The organism is Bacillus sp. JK106, assembly GCF_053663355.1.
Map to the genome: position 1 here is coordinate 96,282 of NZ_JBSJQC010000001.1, position 22,597 is coordinate 118,878.

Genomic DNA, 22,597 nt, shown 5'->3' on the forward strand with positions numbered 1-22,597 from the left:
CTAAAGTGGGGATGACCTGTGAATATCAATATTGTGACCATCGGAAAACTAAAAGAAAAATACCTCAAGCAAGGCATTGAAGAATACAAAAAACGACTCTCAGCCTACGCAAAAATCGACATTATCGAACTCCCGGACGAAAAAGCTCCGGAAAACCTGAGCGACCAAGACATGAAAATCGTCAAAGACAAAGAAGGCGAACGCATCCTGGCCAAAATCAGCCCGGACACCCACGTCATCGCCCTCGCCATCGAAGGAAAAATGAAAACATCCGAAGAACTGGCCGATACAATAGATAAGCTGGCGACTTATGGAAAAAGCAAAATCACCTTCGTCATCGGCGGCTCACTCGGCCTAAGCGACGCCGTCATGAAGCGCGCAGACGACAAACTGTCATTCTCAAAAATGACATTTCCTCATCAGCTCATGCGGCTCATACTAGTTGAGCAGATTTACCGGGCGTTTCGGATTAATCGTGGGGAGCCTTATCATAAGTGAGTGAGGTTTTTAGAGTAAAGAATTTATTTGCTAATAGTAACAGAGTAATGACGTAAAAAGAATCCTTCCAATTCGACTTTGAAAATCAAAAGAGAAGGCAACGTAGGAGTTTGCCAAAGAATATTAATATTAAAGAAAGGAGAGGGGAATGTGGTAAAGGAAGGATATAGAGGTGTAGAGTACTACAAAGGGCCAGATTTGGCAAAAGGATATATGCTAGATAAGGCTAAAGAAGTTTATGAGGAGTTGACGATAGGTCATACAATAGAGAATATCAATGAAGCTATAGAATTATATAATATAATCAAGTATGTGAAGGACGATACATTTCTATTATATCTTGGTGAAGATAAAGAGGAATGGCTTAAAGAAAAAGACGGTATAGCTAAATCGTTAGTGGGTAAATATATCAATCATCATTCAGACATATTAGCCGAATATGAAGAAGTAGATTTCGAATATAAGGAATGCTTTTGGGAAATAATAGAAAAAAGGAAGTTGGGTGATATTACAGAAAGCAGATTTAAGGTGTTTCTTGATAAACTTGATGTATTTGCATGGCAAATATTTAAGCAATATAAACTTGTGATGAAATATGACGTGGAATTAAGAGAATACATGCTTATCAATCCAGAAGGAAGTACAAATTTACTTTTGGATAAATATTTATTAAAGCATAGGAGCGAACGAGAGGAATCTTATTTGCCACAATCATTAACTACAGAAGATAAAGAAAAGATTATTAGCACCTATATTGATTTAGACAAGCCTAATTTAAATTATACCAGGCTTCTTAGTAATGTACAGAATACAAAAGAGTTTGCTTTAGATACTAGAGTTAAACTGAAAGCAAAAAGAGTAAGCGAAAGACTTGAGAGAGAACTCTTTAAAGATGGTAGTGGGCGGGGAACGGAAATAATAGTTGAGTTCAAAGAAAATGTAGAGGGTACAGTAAAGCAACATTTCACTTTAAGCAAAGTAGGAACAGAAGTTGATAAAGAATGGTTAGAATCAAACCTTGATAATCCTACATTATTGAACAACTTTATATACATATTCGAGTTCGTAAATAATGATATGGTTTCTAAATTCCCATATAATGAAATATATGCAAGTGTTTTTGAAAGATTTGGTTTTGCTCATGAAAAAGAATACAAGACCTGTACAGCTTTCTCAATAAGAGAATCGTTATCCTTAGCACAAATGCATGTATATTATTCATTTCTAAAGAGTAAAAACAAAGATTTAGAAGCAATAATTGAATGGTTCTTCAATGTTTATCTAAAAGAGGAATTCTATATTGAGGACTTCACCATTAAGCTACCACCTATAGATAATCCGAATTTTGAAAAGTGCAAATCTATATTTCCAACTATTGAAAGCATAATCAAGAAGTATAGGTTTTATTTAGAGGATGGTTACATTGATGAAGAACTTGTACAAATGGAAAGCAAGCCTTTGCCATTTTCTGAATGCCCAAGCATGACAAAAGACAGATACGTGTATATAGCGCCAAATAATGATGAGGCTATAATATTGAGAAATATTATGTTCTCTGACCAAAGTAACCTTACTTATTTCCCGAATTATGGTGATATTCAATACAATACGCTTATTGAAAGGTTGACTACTGATAAGCTGTATTTACATGACATAGAGGATTATCAAAAATCGTCTTTAGATTGGCTTATTGAACATGATTATGTGACTGTAAACGACGATAATGAAATAATGTTGGTCAATAGGAATCGAACACTTATACATTATTATATCCATATAAACGGTGTAGTTGTGACTAGTAAGTTAACTAATGCTCTAAAGCAAGAAGTTGATAAGTTATTAAATGAAAGAGTTTTAGTTTCCGAAAATACATTATTAACAAGGCAAGAATCCAATTATATAGATTACTACTTGAATAAGAAAAATTTTATCAATGGATATGACTTAAGGAACAAGTATTTACATGGTACATCTTCTAGCTATGAGAATGAAAATGAGCATTATGTAAATTATTTGCATGCTCTCAGATTATTAATAACGATTATGATAAAGATAAATGATGATCTTTGCACAGCGAAGGTTGTGGGTGATTAATATTAAGAAGAAACGAACCAGGCCCCTGTGGCAGGAGTAAAAATTGTAAGCATCAAGTTAAATTAGGTTCTTTTCAAAATTAGTTGATAATTCTTTCTAGGCATGTTCAGGGCTCAATAAGAAAAAGAAGAAGTAGAGACCATGAATGAATTGATACGGCTTCTCGACCGCATTTGGAATACGATTCTCATGAATTAACAGTCCATGCTGTGGTGATTCATGTATCGTCAAACCTTCATGAAGTTTCCTGACCCCATTGTGGTGTGAGTTCGTCCACCGTTCACTCCACCTATCCGAAAAAGCTTTCAAGATTTACCCATGCAGAGAAACAAGGCCATGATTCGTTTGAGTAATCGGGAATTATTTTATGATAATCCAACTTGTAGCCACGAAATTTTCTTAGAACGTGCAGTGTTCATTTACTGCAGTTCCGTAACGGTTTCGAAAGTCTTGAGTACCCTATTTAAACAAAAATCAATTAATAAAAACCATACTTAGATTAGTCAAGGGAGCCTTATCATAAGTATTTTATTTTCTTAAACTGATTTTTTCAGAAAAAACATGAAACTCATGATAATATATAACCAGGTCCATTTCAGAAAAATTTGTCACAGGAGGGTATTTATGAAATCTATTGCAATGTTTAACAACAAGGGCGGAGTAGGTAAAACTACATTAGTATGCAATTTAGCAAGTTTTATAGCTGCTGAGTATGATAAAAAGGTACTGCTAATAGATGCGGATCCTCAGTGTAATTCTACGGTGAATTTACTATCTGATAAGCAATTTGAAGAAGTTTATTATAAAAAAGATGGATTCACAATATACGACATGTTAAAGCCCTTACATAGAGGACAGGGCTATTCACAAGAGTTAAATCTAATAAAAGTAAATAATTTTGATATTAGTTTCTTAGCTGGCGATCCACGGTTGGCATTGATGGAGGATTTACTATCCAATGATTGGAGAGATGCTGTTGCAGGTTTACCCAGGGGTTTGAGGACAACGCTTGTTTTCAGTGAATTGTTAAGTAGATGTAAAGAATTTGACTATGTTTTTTTTGATATGGGGCCATCTTTAGGCTCATTAAATAGATCTATATTATTAGCATCAGATTATTTTATAACACCTATGTCTTCCGATATCTTTAGTTTATTGGCGGTTGAGAACATTGGCCAAACTTTAGAAGCTTGGAAAACAAGGTTTAATTATGGAGTTATAAACAATGAAGATCCAGAAGCTTTAGATGGATTAAAAACAGAGAGTAACCTGAAGTTTGCTGGGTATGTTACTCAACAATATACTGCAAAAACAAAGGATGGAGTAAAGAGACCAGTCAAAGCATTTGAACGTATACTTGAACCAATTCCAGCTACGATGAAAAGGGAATTAATTGAAGTCTTGAACAAAGAGGTTGGAGAGAATGATTATGATTTGGGAAGTATTCCTAACTTCCATAGTGTAATACCAATGTCACAAGTTGCCCATAAACCAGTATACAGATTAGAAGCAAAAGATGGAGTAGTAGGTGCTCATTTTACTAAAGTAAAAGAATTTAAATATATTATGGAAGGTATTTCTCGGAAACTGATTGAGAGTTTGGAGGTAATTGGATGATTAGCTGGCCACTTCCTCTCGTGAAAGATATAGCGAGAAGAAAGTCTGTTTTATTTTTAGGTTCAGGAATATCTAGAAATTCCATAAATGCACAAGGTAAAAGGCCACCTACTTGGGAAGAATTTTTGAGAATAGCTTCAGATAATATCTCTGAAAATACTGAACATATTAATACTTTTATAGCTGAAAAAGATTATTTAACTGCTTGTGAAATAATTTATTACAAATTAAGTTCCCATGGTTTTAATGAAATAGCTAAAGATTCTTTCATGAGACCTGGATTTGAAAAACATAGAATTCATGAAGCGATTTTTAAATTAGATTCAAGAATAGTAGCCACTCCAAATGTTGATAAAATATATGATACATTTGCCAACCAAGAATCAAATGGAACTATTAGTGTGAAAAACTATTATGATGACGATTTAGCAGATAAGCTTAGATCCGAGGATCGGATAATCATAAAAATTCATGGCACTATAGATTTCCCTAATCAAATGATTTTTACCAGAAAGCAGTATACAGAAGCTAGGTATAATAATTCCACTTTTTACAAGTTGTTAGATGCCTTAGCCTTAACCCACACATTTATATTTTTAGGGTGCGGTCTAAATGACCCTGATATTAGATTAATTTTAGAAAATTATGCTCATGTATATCCAAATAGCCGCCCACATTATATGGTAACGGCCTCAGATAATGTGACTGAAGATTTAGTTCGGTCTACAAGAGAGAATGCTAACTTGGAAATTATAAGTTATGATTCAACGAACAATCATATAGAACTCTGTCGATCATTAGAATCATTAGTTGTTTTGGTTGAAGAGGAGCGAGATAAAGTTGCTAGTGCAAGAATTTGGTGAGTAACATTCTGTATATTGAGAAATTAACTCTAGTATTACACCTGGCATTTTGTGGAATAGTTCGATAGATTGAATTTTATGCAAAACTATTGCTAGTTAGCAGTCAATGAGGTGAAACAAAAACCAGATTCCACTACAAATCTGGTTTCCCACAGCTATTGAAAGCAACCTACTGTTGCTTCTCTTTCACCATCTTAATAAAGAGAAAGAAGACAATGATTACAATAAAATAATTCAATGGGTTCTTAACGATGCTTATCTCCAGTGAAATCTGTAAGAGTATCCAGAGAATGAAGATGGCTAGTATTGAAGGAATGATGATTTTGTACATGTCGACCACCTTCCATAGTTAGTAAAAGAAAGGGGCGCGGGCCCCTTTTTCTTCATGGTTAAAAGCAAGATGCGGCAGCTCCTGTCATTGCACCGCCAACAGCGCCGGTAATGGCTCCGACGGCACCCGCTCCTACTGTTCCGATACCGGGTATTGTGACTGTTCCTACAGCAGCTCCTGCAAGACCCAGTGTGCCGCCTCCAGTTACCGCACCACCGCCAGTACCTAAAATACATTTCCCGACTGATTGGGTGCTGATTGACCCGCTCGTTTTTCCAGCGTCTTTGTTTACGACTTTGACTAAAACGCCATTTTTGATTTTTTCATATTTCAGTGTAACGGGGTCACCATTTTTGTCAGTAGAGCTTTTCGGAAGAGCCTGCTCCTCGCCCGTTATGTTGTCTTTTAGGGTTGCATTGCCTTTAGCGTCAATATGAACATCTGCATGATTGAACGTCATCTTCAGCTCACTGTCGTTGAGGTTTTCAACTTTGTATGTAGCTTGGGATTCTGCAGCAGCCGCAGCATGAGGTAAAACCGGGAGGGCAAAGGCACCTGCTAGGAATACCAAGGCTGCCAGTTTCACTGCGGTTAGCTTCATTCTGCTTTGCATCATTGATCCTCCTCCTTTGGTTGCCATACTAACAAAGGCATTCTGCTTGTTAAACCCTTACCATATAAAATGATAAAAAATTCACCCAATTTCATCACATTAACCAACAAGGTTTGTATGTTTCCCTTCGAAAGTCATAGGAGAGCAGGGTTCATATCTGATGCGAAGTTATCAAGGAGGATAGAAACCGTAAAGAAGAGCTCAGAGAAGCACCTTTATTGCGAACAACAGCTTCTTCCGCATTTTCCATACAACAGTATAAATCCCTTTCCGTCACGGAAACCTAGTGGAAAAGGTTTCTGAAAGGAGGGGGCGTATGATGAAAAGTGAAAAAATTCAAAACAAAACATCTTTGGTTTGGAAGATGGCGATTGCCTCTGCGGTTTCTTGGGAAGCGGCAAAACTGGCGGGCTCTGATCACCCCTATTTAGCGCCTCTGTCTGTTATCTTATGTTTGCAGCCAACGATAGATCAGTCGATTCGTTTTTCTTTTCATCGTATTGCGGGAACTGCGATTGGGATCATGCTAACGTCCTTTCTTGTCAGTCACTTGCCAATGAATGGCTGGATGCTGGGGCTGTTCCTGTTAGGCGGTACTTACATAGCGAAGTGGTTGCGAATAGATGTAACGGTTTTACATCAGGTAGCGCTCACCATTTTATTGGTCTTTACGTTTGAACGAAACTCTAAAGATTATGCATTCGACCGAATCATCGATACGGTGATCGGCGTCATCATCGCGATTCTGATTCACATGTTCCTGTTTCCGCCGGACTACACAAAAAAGGCAGCGGACTCTTTTCAAACATTGGCTCGTCAGCTTTCCGGCACACTTTCAGACCTTTCCAAATGGGTGCAATCAGAGTGGGGGCAAGGAAAAGGGAACCTTATGGAATATAAAATGAACCATCTTCTGCAGGAGCTGCATATGACAAAAGAGATGCTGCAAACAGCCTCTGACAGCTTAAAATTCAACCCCGTCAGAAAAAAACATAAAAACATCATTTCAAGCTATCAAATAGAGATGCAAAAGTTGAACGCCGGATTTGAGTATCTGTCAAATATAGTGAAAACGTTAAAAGAATGGGAAAAAGAAGGAGCTTTATCTTCAAGTGACAAAAGGGAGCTGGGGAATAATTTACAAGTGTTAAGTGAATATTTTGCGGGTTTTAAAGGCATACAGGAGGGTGAAACAGACAATCGGAAACAGAAGGAACAGAACGTGTTATTGGAATCTCTCCGCTCCGACTTGCTGTCGCACCCGCCGCCCGGTCATAAGGTCTATAAAGACTCTTTTTTTTTAGAAACGAAGAAATTGCTGAAGCGTTTGTAATGTTTTCTGGAAAAAAAGAATACGGATATACAGATATGATCAGGTAAAAGCGGGGGACATGAGATGGATGATATACACCGGATTTTGGATGTCATCGCTAATTCTAAGAAAGCTAAGGTACTGGCTACCATTATTAAAACAGAGGGGTCCGCTTATAAGAAAGAAGGCGCCTCCATGCTGATTTTAGAGGACAAAACAAGAGTCGGCATGTTATCCGCCGGTTGTCTGGAAGAAGATCTCGTTGAAAGGGCAGAGCAGGTCTGGTCTGCGGGAGAACCGTTGATTGTCCGCTTTGATATGAGTGCGGAAGACGATTTATCCTGGGGACAGGGCGTTGGCTGTAATGGTGTTTTGACGGTGTTGCTTGAGCCTGTAAAAGGGGAATTGGAACGGCATCTGATGACAGTCAAGACATGCTTAGATGGAAAAAAATCTGTGACCCGAGTGAAACGATTCACTGAAACGTTAGAGCCGAAGGAAGATCTGTATATCGCTGAAGACGGCAGCGTGTTTGGAACCGGGGATGTGATGGAGCAAGGCTGTATTCAAAAACTGAGACAGACAGAGAAGGGAATCAAAAGAGATGAACATACATCTGATTTGTTTTTTATCCATCAGATGGTGCCAAAACCTTGTTTATATGTCTTCGGAGCAGGAGAAGATGCGAGGCCGTTAGTTTCGTTGGCGGCTCGTGCGGGCTTTCATGTGACGGTGATTGACTGGCGTCCCGCCTTATGTCATCACGGGCATTTTCCTGAAGCCGGCCATTTGATAACGGGAGCGCCGGAAGAAGTCATGGAAGGCCTGAGCATGACAAAAAGGGATTTTGTTGTCATTATGACGCACAGCTTTCAAAAAGATCAGATCATTTTACATACAATAAAAAACGAGAATGTGTTTTATAAAGGCGTTTTAGGCCCCAGAAGGCGCACGGAGCGGCTGTTAGGCGGGGCGGAGATTCCGGCAGATATTCATTCCCCTATCGGCCTTCCCATCGGGGCACAAGGCCCTGAAGAGATTGCTGTAAGTATCGTCGGCGAGCTGATTAAAGAAATGCGAAAACAAAGGACCCGCTTATGAAAACAGCAGCCATTTACCTGGCAGCCGGTACAAGCAGACGCATGGGGACGGATAAGCGAAGTTTATTTCTCAATGGCGTTTCCCTTGGAAGTATGGCTCTTAAACATGCCTTGTTATCTGAATTAGATCATATTTTCGTTATTACGGGAAAGGGAGATTCACTGCATTGGCTTTCGGAATTTTTCTTTTTATCCCCTATGTCAAATAAGTGGAGCCAGGCAGAATGTGAGCAAGCGGGTAAGGGCCAAGGCCATTCTATACTATGCGGTTTACAAAAAGCGGCAGCGTACGAGGCTGACGCCGTTATCATTCTCCTTGCAGATCAGCCGTTTGTCACCTCAGATATCATCAATACGTTAATTGATTCCTATCAAAAGGAGCGCCGCTATTTATTTATCGCCGCTGAAAATCAGCATCTTCCTATGCCCCCTATTTTATTCTCCAATCAATGTTTCCCGGTATTGCATCAGTTAAAGGGAGATCAGGGCGCCCGGCATGTGATCCGTGAAAGTATGATCAAGGCGGGAAAAATGATCAGCTTTCAAGACCCTTTGCTTTTTTATGACGTCGATACAGTTGAAGATTATAAGCTGCTGCTGAATAAATTCGGGGAGTGAATGAGTTGGAGTATATCGGGAAGAGTGTCATTCGGAAAGAGGCCCTTGAAAAAGTGACGGGTAAAGCGAAATATACGGATGATTTTCAAGAAACAGGGACGTTGCACGCAAAAATGCTGACCAGTCCATATGCTCATGCCGATATTGTGTTGATGGACTTTTCAGAAGCTTGGAAGATTCCCGGTGTGAGAGCGATATTGGGTGACGAACCTTTTCCGCTTGCAGGTGAAGAAATTAAAGACAGATCGCCGATTGCTTATAAAAGGGTCAGATACCATGGTGAGCCGGTTGCTGTTGTTGTTGCGGAAAATCCGATTACAGCTAAAAAGGCCGCGGATGCCATCAAAGTATCCTATAAACCTCTTCCCGTCGTCAATTCCCCCCGTGAGGCCTTTCAAAAGGATGCGCCGCTCGTTCATGAACATGCGGACCGCTATGAGAAGACAAAAGGTGTATTCCCGGTTCCGAAGACAAATATCGCAAACCTGGATAAGGTTAGAAAAGGAAATATTGAAGACGGATTTAGGGAAAGTGATGTGACAGCAGAATTCCAGATTTCCTTTAACCCTTCTGATCACGCTGCGATGGAGACAAGATGCTCGATCGCTGAAATTCGGGCGGATGAGGAGATTATCATTACCACATCCTCTCAAGCCCCTTTTGCCATTAAAAAATTAATGCAGTGGTATTTTGGAATTGAACCCGGAAAGGTTATCGTCAAAACGCCTTTAGTAGGCGGGGCGTACGGGGGAAAAGCAGCCGTTCAGTTAGAGGTGATTGCCTATTTGGCATCAAAAGCAGTCGGAGGCCGGCCCGTCAAATTGTTTAATACGAGAGAAGAGGATATGATCACATCTCCCGTTCATGTAGGATTGGATGCCATTGTCAAATTAGGGGCCACAAAGGATGGAATTTTAAAGGCGGCAGACATTCAGCTTTTATTTGATGGCGGAGCATACTCTGATAAAGGAGTGGACATCAGCCGGGCTGCGGTGGTTGATTGTACGGGTCCGTACGCTATCGACCATATATCGTGTGATTCATATTGTATGTATACGAATCATCCATATCCCAGTGCATTCAGAGGCTACAGCCATGCTGAAGTGTTATTTGCTTTTGAGCGGACGATGGATGTATTGGCGGAAAAGCTGAACATGGACCCGTTAGAACTTCGCTATAAAAATGCCATTCGCCCCGGTGACACCACACCGACTCAAGTTCTTCTCAATTCAAGCACGGTCGGAAATGTGCCGAAATGTATTGAAAGATTGAAGGAATTAATGAATTGGGACGAGGGGCAGCGAATTGAAATCGACGGCCGGAAGATACGGGCGAAGGGAATCAGCTGTATTTGGAAAACCTCAACATTTGATACAAATGCAACGTCCGGGGTTCTTTTAACCTTTAATCCCGATGGAAGCATTAATTTGATGTCAGGGGTAGTGGAAATTGGAACAGGGACAAAAACAGTGTTAGCCCAAATCTTAGCGGAACGAATGAAAATGGATATAAGCAAAATTCACGTGAAAATGCTTGTAGACACCCAAACAACTCCCGAGCATTGGAAAACCGTGGGGAGCAGAGGGACGTTAATGGCCGGGAGAGCCGTACTGAATGCAGCGGAGGAAGCCATCCGAAAGCTGAAGGACGCGGCATCATGTGTGTTGCGGGTTCCTGTCGAGGAATTGGAAGTGGCCGACGGAAAGGTTTATTTTATAGATCATCCTTCTGTACATGTTGACATAAAAGACATTGCTTACGGATATACGTTTCCGAATGGAAATACCGTTGGCGGCCAAATCATTGCGAGCGGTAATTACACATTAACCCGGATGACGAATTTAGACCGGGAAACGGGAAGAGGAAAGCCGGGACCCGAATGGGCTGTAGGTGCTCAGGGAATTGAAGTTGAGTTGGATAAGCGGGATTATACGTATCGGATTACAAAAGCCTATTCTGTTGTGGATATAGGAACTGTACTGAATGAAAAAGCTGCAAGGGGTCAAGTGATGGGGGGGATGAGTATGGGAATCGCATTCGGAGGAAGAGAAACCTTTGTATTTGATTCATATGGCAGAGTATTAAATCCTCAGCTTAGAACATACCGCCCCCTTCACTATGGAGAGCAGCCTGAATATATCGTTGAATTTGTTGAAACCCCGCATGTGATTGCGCCTTATGGAGCGCGAGGCGGCGGGGAACACGGACTGCTGGGGATGCCGGCCGCATTGGGAAATTGCCTTTCCGCCGCTTTAGGTGTCCAATTGAATCAACTTCCTCTCATTCCCGAACAATTATGGAGGACGCAAGAGGGGTGGAAAGATGATACCGTTTGATTTTGACTATTTTAAACCGAAGACCATTCAAGAAACAATCAATCTATTTCACTCGCTTGCGGCTGAAAAGAAAACACCGATGTATTATTCCGGCGGCACGGAAATTATCACGTTAGGAAGGCTGAATATCGTCTATACGGATGCGGTGATAGATATGAACGCGCTTCCGGAATTTCACGCCATCCGTTTTTATGAACGTTATCTGGTGATCGGAGCGGGCGTGTCATTAACGAAACTGGAGGAAGAAAATCCATTTCCGCTATTAAGTAAAACAGTAAGTGAAATAGCCGATCGGACGACTCGAAATAAGATCAGCCTGGGCGGAAACATTTGCGGGGGCATCTACTACCGTGAGGCCGTGCTGCCGTTGCTGATTTCTGATAGTTTGCTAGGGATTGCAGGGAGAGCGGGGATTCATTACCATCCTATAAATAAAGTATTTAACAAGGAAATACAATTGCGAAAAGGAGATTTTTTATTTCATGTCGTTGTCGATCGAGCGTACGTTGACCTGCCATTTGTCAGTATCAAAAGAAGACAGCAGTGGAATGTCGGGTATCCATTGGTGACAGTCTGTGCGCTGAAAAAAGATGATGAGATCAGAATGGCCTTCAGCGGCGTATGTCCATTTCCGTTTCGTTCTGCTGAAATGGAGGCTGTGCTTAACGATAAAAGCTATTCATTAGAAGATAGAGCGCGCAGGTCTTTACAGTATGTACCCAAACCCGTTCTTGATGATGCGGAAGGCTCAAGTGAATACCGAATATTTGTCTTGCAACATACAATTTTAGATGCCTTACGGGAATTAGAAGGAGGTCCAAATGTCTGATCTTATTACGTTGAAAGTAAATGGCGAGGAAAGACAGATGACGGTCAGACCGGCTGATACTTTGTTATTTGCTCTTCGTCTTCGTCTCGGATTAACTGGTGCAAAACCGGGCTGCTTAAATGGGGATTGCGGCGCCTGTACGGTATTAACGGACGGGGTGCCGATGAAGTCTTGCTTAATGCTTGCGGCAGAAGGGGAAGGAAAGGACATTACGACAATTGAAGGACTGATCAATACGCCGATTCAAAAGGCTTTTATTGAAAAATTCGCGTTTCAATGCGGTTATTGCACACCGGGTTTTCTCATGAATTGCCATGCTTTAGTGAATACTGAGCCGAATGCAAGTGATGACACGATAAAAAATTGGCTGGAGTCCAATATTTGCAGATGTACGGGTTACAGGGAGATTGAAGAAGCGGTTAAATCTGTTTTACATACAGGGAAAGGGACTTCTTAGTTCGCAACCGTAAAAAAAGAGCCCAGAGAATCATCCCTGAACTCCATATTCTTCACTTCATATACCGATACTCCCGCAGCTTCTCCAAAATCGCCACTTCTTTCAGCAGTTCTTCACCGACGTTTGTTTCTTTCACTTTCTTCCGCTCCAGCTCTTTGTCGACTAATCGTTTCACTGTTAAGACGTCGGTTCCGGTGCTCAGCACTTCGGCCTTGGAGTTAAAGTGTTTATGGGCGACGAGCTGCATGCCGTAGGAGTTGTATAAGAGCGTGTAGCCGGCGATGCCTGTTGTGGATTGATAGGCTTTGGAGAAGCCGCCGTCGATGACGATCATTTTTCCGTTTGCCTTGATCGGATCTTCTCCTTCGATTTCTTTTACCGGTGTATGGCCGTTGATGATATGGCCGTGATCCGGATTGAGGCCGAATTCCTTCAGGATGTTTCGGCAGGTTGCCTCGTCTTCACGCAAATAGTAATACGGGTTTTTCTTTTCTTTATGCGTTTCCTTCTCTTTAATGAAATACCGCTCAAAGGTTGTCATGGCCCGTTTTCCGAAGAGGGAGGAGTATTCGCCTGTCCATAAGTACCACGTCATATCTGTCGCCAGATCATCGGTTTCTTCCGGATGGGCAAACGCTTCACGTAAGAACCGTTCAAATACATCGAGCAGCTCACGGCCCGCATAAGCTTTATCCTCTATCATCATCGTTTCCATGCTGCCGTTTTCATCGACGGGAATACAGCCGTGAATCAACAGGTTGCCGTTATATTTCAGATACAGGCTGCCTTTTTTCATCATAAAATTCATATGGCGGCCCAGCTTTTCGGAGTGCTGGACAGAAAACAGCAGCTTGTCCATGACTTCTGCTTCTTCTTCTAGCAGCTCGTCGGGCTGTTTGGGATTCACCGTCGCAAAGCAGGTGTTTTCCAGTTGATACGTTTTTCCGTTCAGCGTGATTTCATTGCGGTCATAATCAATCTTTTCCAGTAACAGCCGTTCCTCCATATTAAAGTTCGGCCGTCTCTTAATAATCGGGCTCTCAAGCTTGAATTGGATCATCGCGATCGCCTGATGAATTTTTGTGATTTGTTTAATCTCATCTTCCGGTCTGTTTTCGTCCGCTTTCGGGCGGAAAGACGGGTTATCATCGTAATATTTTTCGGCAAGGTTCAATAGCGGTCTCAGATTGATGCCGTAAACGTCTTCAATAATATCCAGATTGTCATAGCGGGCACAGATGCGGATAATGTTTGCCAGACATACTTTTGAGCCGGAATAAGCGCCTATCCAGAGAACATCATGATTCCCCCATTGAATATCCACTGAATGATAGTTGATCAGTTCTTCCATGATTTTATCCGGCTGCGGTCCGCGGTCATAAATATCGCCGACAACATGCAGATGGTCGACCACCAATCGCTGCGTGCTGTAGGCAAGACCGGTGATCAGCTTATCGGCCTGGCCGAGCGCAATGATCTGTTCTATGATTTCGGAGTAGTATTGTTCCTTGTTGGCGGCTTGTTCTGTTTTGTACAGCAGCTCTTCGGAAATATAAGCAAATTGGGCGGGCAGTGCTTTGCGCAATTTGGAGCGGGTGTACTTGGAAGAACAATAAGAAACGAGCTTAATCATCCGATGAATCGTTTCTTTATACCACTCGTTTAATGCCTCTTTCGTATCAAAGTTATGTTTGATCAGCTTCAGTTTGTCTTCCGGGTAATAGACCAAAGCCGCCAGTTCATCAATTTCTCTATCGTAAATGACGCCGCTGAAAATATCGCGGATCTTCTCTTTTACTCTTCCTGAACCGTTCCGCAGCACGTGTTGGAATGCCTGATACTCCCCGTGCAGATCACTGACGAAATGCTCGGTTCCTTTCGGCAGGTTCAGTATCGCTTTCAGATTAATGATTTCCGTGACCACTTTTTCTTCACAATCGTATTTTTGTGCGAGCAGATCTAAATATTTGGTTTCCAATCTCGTCCATCCCCTTTTTATTTACGAGCAATTGTATGATAAAGTGAATTTAAAGTATGACATAATGTTTAAATGATTAGACCTTATATGATAGTACCGCATAACGCCTTTTTGAGACAATGAAAACGGAAAATACGGCGCTTCAGGCATCGAAAATTGGACCGGGATAACGCCGTGAGCTCATCCCCCTATTGACAATGAATTCAACTTCCATTAAAATAAAAAGTTAGCTGATAGTTATTTCTATCGGAAACTTAATACGTAGCAGGCTATGATTGCTGTGGGTCGCACTACAGCAGGAGCGGCTTCTGGAGAGACCGCGGGTTTTCCGCGGCGCCGAAGGGTTCACAATCTCAGGCAAAAGGACAGAAGAGTACCGAATATGTATTTGTCATGCTGTTGATTGTCAGCGGCGCAAATATAATTTGATATTCTTATGACCATGAGATTGGAGGGCATCCAATCTCTTTTTTTATTGGCTTTTTTTGCTCGTCGTTCACTAGAGAGGTAAGGAGGAGTCAGATGTGGAGCAGCGAGAGCTAAAGAGGGACTTATCGAATCGGCACGTGCAGCTGATCGCCATTGGCGGCACGATCGGCACCGGATTGTTTTTAGGGTCCGGTAAGGCGATTCAGCTGGCGGGTCCTTCTATCATCTTTGCGTATTTTATTGTAGGTATTGCGCTTTTTTTCGTCATGCGGGCGCTGGGAGAACTGCTGTTATCTAAAGCAGGCTACCAATCATTAACGGATATTGCCGAGGCGTATTTAGGGCCGCGTGCAGCGTTTGTCACCGGCTGGACTTATTGGTTTTGCTGGATTATGACGGCTATGGCGGATGTGATCGCCGTCGGTGTATATGTGAAATATTGGTTTGACATTCCGCAGTGGGTTCCTGCACTTATCTGTTTGCTCATTTTATTAGGGCTTAATCTGTTAACGGTTAAGATTTTTGGAGAATTGGAGTTTTGGTTCGCCTTAATTAAGGTAGTCACGATTCTCGCGTTAATTGTCATCGGGGTGGTTCTGCTGGTGATTGGGTTCAAAACGCATACCGGAACGGTTTCAGCGGCGAATCTGTGGGAGCACGGCGGCTTGTTTCCGAACGGATTTTCAGGCTTTTTGCTTTCGTTCCAGATGGTGATCTTCGCCTATGTCGGTGTGGAGTTAGTGGGTGTGTCAGCGGCGGAAACGTCAAATCCGAAAAAAAATATTCCGTCCGCTATCAATAAAATTCCATTGCGGATTTTATTTTTCTACGTCGGGGCATTGATCATTCTTTTATGTATTAATCCGTGGATGCAGCTGAATGCAACGGAAAGTCCATTTGTAAAGACCTTCAGTCTGGTCGGTATTCCGTTGGCCGCGGGAATTATTAATTTTGTCGTATTAACGTCTGCCGCTTCTGCTTGTAACAGCGGGATGTTTTCAACAAGCCGGATTTTGTATAACTTAAGCAAAACGAAACAGGCGCCGGCAAGTTTTGCGAAGCTGAATAAAAATCATGTGCCGAGCCGCGCATTATGGATATCGGTTATTGTGCTGTCAGCTGGCGCTCTTTTAAGCAAATTGATACCGGAAGCGGCCTTTGGCATCGTGACCACCATCAGCGCGATTTGTTTCATTTGGGTGTGGGGCGTGATTCTTGTCTGTCATATCAGATACAGGAAAACCCGTCCGGACTTACACGCAAGCTCGCCTTTCAAGGCGCCGTTTGCGCCGTTTATCAATTACGCCGTGCTGTCGCTGTTTGCCGTCATTCTGGTGATTATGCTGTTTGCGGATGCGACGCGCCCGGCTTTGCTGCTGACACCGCTGTGGTTTATTGGATTGTTTCTTATCTATCGGGCGAGAGGGAGAAAGAAAAGAAGGACCTAACATTATGCTGAACGTTCACTTATTGAGATTGGTGAAAGCATATGTTACGGAGAGTCACATTTAAAAGGAGCATTTTTAAGATCAACCATCGGAATGCTCCTTTAAAAGTGGAAATGATCATATCTCTCCAATATCCTCAAATATTGCCCACGCTTTCCACAACAGAATATTCTATAAGAATATAATCCTCCCTCACACTATACTATTACCATCTCTACATCTGTTTTCTGGATTTGCCGCCGAATACGTCATTTTGTGCCACAATTGATTATTACCTAATATTAAACTTAAACATAATAGTCTTGATCAAATGGTTGTCAACTTTATAAAGTCTTTTTCCGTTTTCGGCATCATTTTTTGGCATAGTTCTGTCTTTTATCACTCATAACTTCATTCCTTCATTGATGATCAATTTTCTACATCAAAAAACCACTAAGGTTATTGTATATAGTCAGATTAAGATAATGAAAAGGGTTTTACTAGAAAAATATAGCACAATGTGCTTTTTTCTTTTATTATAACTAGAAAGGGAAACACTGGAGATGGTCATACGATAAATTCAGTGTCTTAACTGTCTATTTTAATCCAATCGGATCTGTTAATGAATAACGGCACTATACTTAAGTAAATGGCTAACAATGCGGTAGTCTATTGTTTAACAGCATATTGAAGAGATTGATACAAAGGTGGATGAATCTGTTGAACGGGTCAGATCCATGCATTATCGGATAGTTGGGTTTGGTGAGCATTATCAGCGGCCGTTGTTATTGAAGTGATACAACAACATGCCTACCAACAAAAAGGATTTTTGAATTCTGAAGAACATGACAAATCATGAATGAAGCGCTGAATATTTATATGGTGCGTCTGTCCGCCATCGTAGTGACATAGATCATATGGACAAGGATTATCATGATGCAGATATGACATTAGCGAATAAAATAGGAATTTATTCAAATTTCTATTATGTTAGATAAGGTTAAAAAGGAGGCTACGAAATTGAAATCCCCCAGCTCTATATTGATTTCTGAAGGGTTATTAGCAACTGCAGCTATGTCTAAATTTATTGATCGGTTAATGAAAAAAAAGGATTATTCCAGATTAGTTGTCATCATTTGTAATCTTTTATTTAGTGCTTTAATATCTTTATTTCCTTCATCACTAATTTCATTTATAATTAGCATGTTTAATCATCAGTTTCTTTTAGAATTTAAAACGTATTATCTACTCTCTATGGTGATTTTTATTTTGATGATATCAATAAATCTATTTACTGAACAAATAAATATACCCATGATACTTTTGCGAATTACATTTTATATTAAGTTAAAATATAAATCTGCTGCAAAAAATTATGGATTAGCTCTAGTGACAACTCTAATATTGGGCTGGCTAGGAAAGCAATTGTTTAATATTCTCTTTTCAGCGTTAAACAGATATGGGGTTCAAGAAGAAATTGCAGGTATAATAAGTATTATTTTAGCTATAGGGATAACTATATCTGGTTTTTATACATTCCCGACAAAGAAACAAGTTAGAGATACTAATGAACTATTGTTTTCTCCTTTTTTTATAATAATATCAATTGGTATGAGTTATGTTGTAAGTGAGAGAAATATGATAACAAACTTTGCTGAGGGAAATAGAGAAATATCAGCTTATATATTAGCAGTGTTTATGTTAACAGCTATTAACCAAATAATAAATTATCTAAAAAAGTTATTTGAAAAGATGCATGAATCTCCAGAAAATAAAGAAACGATTAATCCGATTGATTTATATATAAGTTCAGCATGGAGTAAATATGTTAGTCGAAGGAAACAGTTTAAAAAACAGTTGGGGTTATTGAAAGTTAATATAATTAAGTTATTTACTTTTATAAGAAAGAATTATAAAAACAAAAGGTTTTATCTAAAAACCACGACAATAGTAGCCTTATTTATAGTATCATACTTTATATTGAAGAAAGTTAATATATTTCTATCTGAGTTTAAAATCCCGGAATATATAATAAATTTTTTGTCCCCATTGCTCATTATAGGAGTTTTCTTGTATATACTTTTTAAAATGATATGCTTAACCATTTTTAAACTGAGAGGAGAACCGAAAGAAAAATTTGTTGCGTTGAAGTATTTTAGTATATTGTTATTGTTTCTAAGTGCATTTTTATATATTATAACTCATTATATATTAGGTGGTAACTCTCATCTTACTAATATTAGTGCTGTACTATTTGGTGTAGCATCAATTCTTTATGCAGTTAGCTATTTAGTTGAATGGTTAATAAGTGCTAGAAGATGAGTATAGGAAGATTAATTAAACTTTCCTTGTACTGCGGACCTGTTGCCGAAAAAGCTTGCATTTAAAGACGCGTATCAAGGCCCGCCAAAAAATAATACTTGTGAACCCGTTTGCTGCTAGCTTCAATATGTGCTGGAAGTGCTGCAAAGTCGCACATGAGGGGTGGGGCATATTAAATTAAATAGGAATGCTTGATCACAAACTGAAGTTCTCGCGTGACACGATAAAAGACGACATGTCAGAGAAGGCGATTGACGATCTGACTGAGAAGATGGTCGAATAGTAATCAAATGAGTATGCGCAAGCATTATTCAAAACTCATTGAGTCCATAAAAGTCCAATCATTAAAAAACCGGTGTACTGTCATTCAGTACACCGGTTTTATCTTTACATCTAGTTGATGGTAGAATCATTTTTTAACATATGAATAAGAAACGTCTGGCTCTCAACCGACCATACAGTATATTTGTATTGCGAAAAACAAACCGCAGCGACTGAGGGAATGCATGCTGATAATAAAGGGGATGTTTTTACACCAATCTGGAAGGGAAAGAAATCGGCTGTTGACAGTTTCATCAAATGTTTGTCGTCCATGATGCGAGGTTTTATTTATATGAGCTATTATAAAAAAGCGCTATCCTGCCGTGTAAGCAGGGTAGCGCTTTTTACATTAATTCCGGATCAAATAATCAAATGCGCCTAAAGCGGCAGTTGCACCTGATCCCATGGAGATAATGATTTGGTTGTACGGGCCGTCTGTGCAGTCCCCTGCGGCAAATAGGCCGGGAACGCTTGTCGCGCCGCTCTTATCGACGATGATTTCGCCGATGCGGTTGCGTTCGACGGTTTCGTCTAACCATTCTGTATTAGGCACGAGACCGATTTGGACGAATACACCTTGGAGTTCAACGTGTTTTTCTTCGCCTGTTTCACGGTCAACGAACGTAATGCCGTTTACGTTTTGGTCGCCTGTGATTTCTTTCGTTTGTGCATTTTTGTGCACAGTGACGTTTGGCAGGCTGTAAAGACGTTTTTGCAGGACTTCGTCTGCTTTCAGTTCAGGCGCGAACTCCAGCACAGTCACGTGATTGACGATACCTGCAAGGTCAATCGCCGCTTCGATTCCGGAGTTTCCGCCGCCGATAACGGCTACGTCTTTGCCTTCAAACAATGGTCCGTCACAGTGCGGGCAGTATGCAACACCTTTGTTTTTGAACTCTTGCTCACCAGGTACGTTGACATTGCGCCAGCGGGCACCTGTTGAAAGGATCACTGTTTTACTTTTCAGTACAGCGCCGTTTTCAAGTTCAAGTTCGAAGAGGTCTTTTTTCTCAAGGCGTTTCGCGCGCTGAAGGTTCATGACGTCAATATCATAATCTTTCACGTGCTCTTCAAGGCTTGCAGCGAGCTTCGGTCCTTCAGTCGCTTTGACGCTGATGAAGTTTTCGATGCTCATGGTGTCGAGTACCTGGCCGCCGAAGCGTTCAGCGACGACACCGGTGCGGATGCCTTTACGCGCCGTGTAGATCGCCGCGCTTGCGCCGGCAGGTCCGCCGCCGACAACAAGAACGTCAAACGGATCTTTGTCGGCAAACTCAGACGCATCTGCGCCGCTGCCCATTTTCGCGAGAATCTCTTCGATGGTCATACGGCCGCTGCCGAAAGATTCACCGTTTAAGAAAACAGTCGGAACAGCCATGATGTTTTTGCTTTCTACTTCTTCTTTGAATGCCGCGCCGTCAATCATTGTATGTGTGATATTCGGGTTGAGCACGCTCATCATGTTTAATGCTTGGACGACATCAGGGCAGTTGTGGCACGTCAGGCTGATATAAGATTCAAAGCGGTATTCTCCGCTGATGTTCTTAATCTGGTCAATGACCTTTTGATCAGCCTTAGGCGCTCTGCCGCTGACTTGAAGCAATGCCAGCACTAATGATGTAAATTCGTGGCCGAGAGGAACACCGGCGAATGTAACGCCTGTGTCTTCTCCGGTACGATTAACGCTGAAGCTCGGTGTTCTGTTTAATTCAGTTTTTTCAACTGAAATTTTAGATGACATGGAAGCCAGTTCGTCAACGAGAGCCAGCATGTCCTTAGAAATGTCATCGTCACCGGCGCTTACTTTGAGAACAATGTCGTTCTCAATTAGCTGCATGTATTGATTTAATTGTGCTTTGATATTTGCATCAAGTACCAATGGAATGCACTCCTTAGATTTTACCTACCAAATCAAGGCTAGGTGTAAGTGTTTCGCCGCCTTCTTCCCATTTAGCCGGGCAGACTTCACCTGGGTTTTGACGAACGTATTGAGCTGCTTTTACTTTGTTTACTAGGTTGCTTGCGTCACGGCCGATACCGCCTGCATTGATTTCAACTGTTTGGATAACGCCATCAGGATCGATGATGAATGTTCCGCGGTCAGCAAGACCAGTTTCTTCGTCAAGAACGTCGAAGTTGCGGGAGATCGTTTGAGATGGGTCACCGATCATTGCGTAAGTGATTTTGCCGATTTTTTCAGAGCTGTCATGCCAGCCTTTGTGTACGAAGTGAGTATCTGTAGAAACAGAGTATACTTCAACACCTAATTCTTTCAGTGCAGCGTATTGTCCTTGAAGATCTTCAAGTTCAGTCGGGCAAACGAAAGAGAAATCCGCTGGGTAGAAGCAGAAAACGCTCCATTGACCTTTCAAATCTTCGTTTGTTACATCGATGAATTCACCGTTTTTGAAAGCTTTTGCTTCGAATGGCAGTACTTCTTTTCCGATTAAAGACATAATATCTTCCTCCTGAAATGTGATTTGAAATATATTAAAAAGACAAAGCATTCACTTTATCTTTCAATAATAATTCTAATTATATATAGATTATTAAATAACATTTATTTTTTGTCAAGCTATATGGGGTATTATTTTCTGCTTTTTTTGCTTTAGACATTTAAAAACGCCTGGTATAAGCGGTTTGTCGCTGTTTGTCATGTGTAGCGCCGGGCGAAAGGGGGATTCTCAATTGGTGAATCGAAACAGTAGGAATCACCCCCTCTATATGGCAGTATAAACCAAAGGGGGTATGATCATGCAAATAAATCACATTACTTTGTACAGTTGTGCGTTGGAGGAGACGAAACACTTCTATGAACGGGTGTTAGGTTTTCCTTTAATTGATGAGTCCGGTGATTCGTTTACCATCAAGGCGGGAGAAAGTGAGTTGGAATTCAGGCGCGCCGATTCTCACTCTCATCCGACGTATCATTTCGCGTTTAATATTCCGAATAATCGTTTTGATGAGGCGAAGGCGTGGATAAAGGATAAAGTCGTTTTTCAAACGGAAGATGGGGAGGATGAGGTGTATTTCACTCATATTCAGGCGCGTTCCTTTTATTTCAAAGATCCGTCCAACAACCTGGCGGAATTCATCGCGAGAGACACATCGCCGGAAAGCGCGGAACGTTTTTCGATTGGGTCCGTCCTGAATATCGGCGAGGTGAATCTGACGGCTGCCGAGGTGGTATCGACGGGGAAGGAGCTGCAGCGTTTCGGTATACCGGTGAGAGACGGCGCGCCTCTTAAGGAAAACGGGTTTCATTTTATGGGTGATTACAATGATGGGGCGTTTTTGCTTTTAGGGCCGAGCGGCCGCCGCTGGATTTTTTCTGATCAGCATGCGGAGTTCCATCGGCTGTCTGTCATTGTGAACGGGACGATCCGCATTGAGGCTGACGGAGAAGGCGGCATTGACATCAGGCGGGCACAGCCGTCATAAAAAAGCCCGGG

The 22,597-nt window shown here is 41.3% G+C and carries 18 protein-coding genes and 1 riboswitch; of the genes, 13 read left to right on the plus strand and 5 right to left on the minus strand.

The annotated features are described in order from the left end of the window. Window positions 1-18: 18 nt before the first annotated feature. The 4 genes from rlmH (at window position 19) to ACWJJS_RS00540 (ending at window position 5,072) form a co-directional block, all read left to right on the plus strand. Window positions 19-498 (plus strand): 23S rRNA (pseudouridine(1915)-N(3))-methyltransferase RlmH, encoded by a 480-nt coding sequence (gene rlmH / locus ACWJJS_RS00525; RefSeq protein WP_013354196.1) that lies wholly within the window; start codon window positions 19-21, stop codon window positions 496-498. Between the two features lie 150 nt (window positions 499-648). Then, window positions 649-2,592 carry a hypothetical protein gene (locus tag ACWJJS_RS00530; RefSeq protein ID WP_088037194.1) on the plus strand — a complete coding sequence of 648 codons (1,944 nt, stop codon included), beginning with the start codon at window positions 649-651 and terminating at the stop codon, window positions 2,590-2,592. 624 nt (window positions 2,593-3,216) lie between these two features. After that, entirely contained in the window at window positions 3,217-4,209 is a 993-nt protein-coding gene (locus tag ACWJJS_RS00535) for a ParA family protein (RefSeq protein WP_020958089.1), read from the plus strand. Next, on the plus strand, window positions 4,206-5,072 hold the full coding sequence (locus tag ACWJJS_RS00540) for an SIR2 family protein (protein ID WP_061861697.1): 867 nt from the start codon (window positions 4,206-4,208) through the stop codon (window positions 5,070-5,072). The genes ACWJJS_RS00535 and ACWJJS_RS00540 overlap by 4 nt, the downstream gene beginning before the upstream one ends. A gap of 169 nt (window positions 5,073-5,241) precedes the next feature. On the opposite strand, the gene ACWJJS_RS00545 is transcribed toward ACWJJS_RS00540, so the two are convergent. Further along, window positions 5,242-5,403: a hypothetical protein gene (locus ACWJJS_RS00545; protein ID WP_044052758.1), complete on the minus strand. Its 162-nt coding sequence runs from the start codon at window positions 5,401-5,403 to the stop codon at window positions 5,242-5,244. 58 nt (window positions 5,404-5,461) lie between these two features. Then, on the minus strand, window positions 5,462-6,016 hold the full coding sequence (locus ACWJJS_RS00550) for a Pathogenicity island protein (protein ID WP_095318288.1): 555 nt from the start codon (window positions 6,014-6,016) through the stop codon (window positions 5,462-5,464). Between the two features lie 316 nt (window positions 6,017-6,332). On the opposite strand from ACWJJS_RS00550, the gene ACWJJS_RS00555 reads away from it, so the two are divergent. The 6 genes from ACWJJS_RS00555 (at window position 6,333) to ACWJJS_RS00580 (ending at window position 12,668) form a co-directional block, all read left to right on the plus strand. Beyond that, entirely contained in the window at window positions 6,333-7,349 is a 1,017-nt protein-coding gene (locus ACWJJS_RS00555; RefSeq protein WP_454023220.1) for an FUSC family protein, read from the plus strand. A 63-nt stretch (window positions 7,350-7,412) separates the two neighbouring features. Continuing rightward, a complete protein-coding gene (locus ACWJJS_RS00560) occupies window positions 7,413-8,429 on the plus strand; it encodes an XdhC family protein (RefSeq protein WP_454023221.1) in 1,017 nt (338 codons plus the stop codon). Then, complete coding sequence (locus ACWJJS_RS00565) at window positions 8,426-9,046, plus strand: NTP transferase domain-containing protein (protein WP_326998250.1); 621 nt, start codon at window positions 8,426-8,428, stop codon at window positions 9,044-9,046. Before ACWJJS_RS00560 ends, ACWJJS_RS00565 begins: the two co-directional genes overlap by 4 nt. 5 nt (window positions 9,047-9,051) lie before the next feature. After that, on the plus strand, window positions 9,052-11,382 hold the full coding sequence (locus ACWJJS_RS00570; protein WP_454023222.1) for a xanthine dehydrogenase family protein molybdopterin-binding subunit: 2,331 nt from the start codon (window positions 9,052-9,054) through the stop codon (window positions 11,380-11,382). After that, a complete protein-coding gene (locus ACWJJS_RS00575; protein ID WP_454023223.1) occupies window positions 11,369-12,211 on the plus strand; it encodes an FAD binding domain-containing protein in 843 nt (280 codons plus the stop codon). Before ACWJJS_RS00570 ends, ACWJJS_RS00575 begins: the two co-directional genes overlap by 14 nt. Next, window positions 12,204-12,668, plus strand: a complete 465-nt coding sequence (locus ACWJJS_RS00580) for a (2Fe-2S)-binding protein (protein ID WP_044052762.1) — start codon at window positions 12,204-12,206, stop codon at window positions 12,666-12,668. The genes ACWJJS_RS00575 and ACWJJS_RS00580 overlap by 8 nt, the downstream gene beginning before the upstream one ends. 52 nt (window positions 12,669-12,720) lie before the next feature. Here the strand turns inward: ACWJJS_RS00580 and fbp are convergent, their stop codons facing one another. Next, the gene (fbp, locus tag ACWJJS_RS00585; RefSeq protein ID WP_070082638.1) at window positions 12,721-14,646 is read right to left on the minus strand and encodes a fructose-1,6-bisphosphatase; all 1,926 of its coding nucleotides are present in this window, start codon (window positions 14,644-14,646) and stop codon (window positions 12,721-12,723) included. A gap of 298 nt (window positions 14,647-14,944) precedes the next feature. Beyond that, a riboswitch (glycine riboswitch) is annotated at window positions 14,945-15,025 on the plus strand. A 145-nt stretch (window positions 15,026-15,170) separates the two neighbouring features. Here fbp and ACWJJS_RS00590 point away from each other — a divergent pair. Together ACWJJS_RS00590 and ACWJJS_RS00595 are read left to right on the plus strand one after the other, a co-directional pair. Continuing rightward, window positions 15,171-16,523, plus strand: coding sequence for an amino acid permease (locus ACWJJS_RS00590; RefSeq protein WP_454023224.1), 1,353 nt, complete (start codon window positions 15,171-15,173; stop codon window positions 16,521-16,523). Between the two features lie 999 nt (window positions 16,524-17,522). Further along, entirely contained in the window at window positions 17,523-18,824 is a 1,302-nt protein-coding gene (locus tag ACWJJS_RS00595; RefSeq protein ID WP_096034911.1) for a hypothetical protein, read from the plus strand. A gap of 670 nt (window positions 18,825-19,494) precedes the next feature. Here the strand turns inward: ACWJJS_RS00595 and ahpF are convergent. Together ahpF and ahpC are read right to left on the minus strand one after the other, a co-directional pair. Beyond that, complete coding sequence (ahpF, locus tag ACWJJS_RS00600; protein WP_326374927.1) at window positions 19,495-21,024, minus strand: alkyl hydroperoxide reductase subunit F; 1,530 nt, start codon at window positions 21,022-21,024, stop codon at window positions 19,495-19,497. A 13-nt stretch (window positions 21,025-21,037) separates the two neighbouring features. Continuing rightward, window positions 21,038-21,601 carry an alkyl hydroperoxide reductase subunit C gene (gene ahpC, locus ACWJJS_RS00605; RefSeq protein WP_004393188.1) on the minus strand — a complete coding sequence of 188 codons (564 nt, stop codon included), beginning with the start codon at window positions 21,599-21,601 and terminating at the stop codon, window positions 21,038-21,040. 298 nt (window positions 21,602-21,899) lie between these two features. Between ahpC and ACWJJS_RS00610 the strand changes: the two genes are divergently transcribed. Then, window positions 21,900-22,586 carry a VOC family protein gene (locus tag ACWJJS_RS00610; protein ID WP_454023225.1) on the plus strand — a complete coding sequence of 229 codons (687 nt, stop codon included), beginning with the start codon at window positions 21,900-21,902 and terminating at the stop codon, window positions 22,584-22,586. Window positions 22,587-22,597 lie beyond the last annotated feature (11 nt).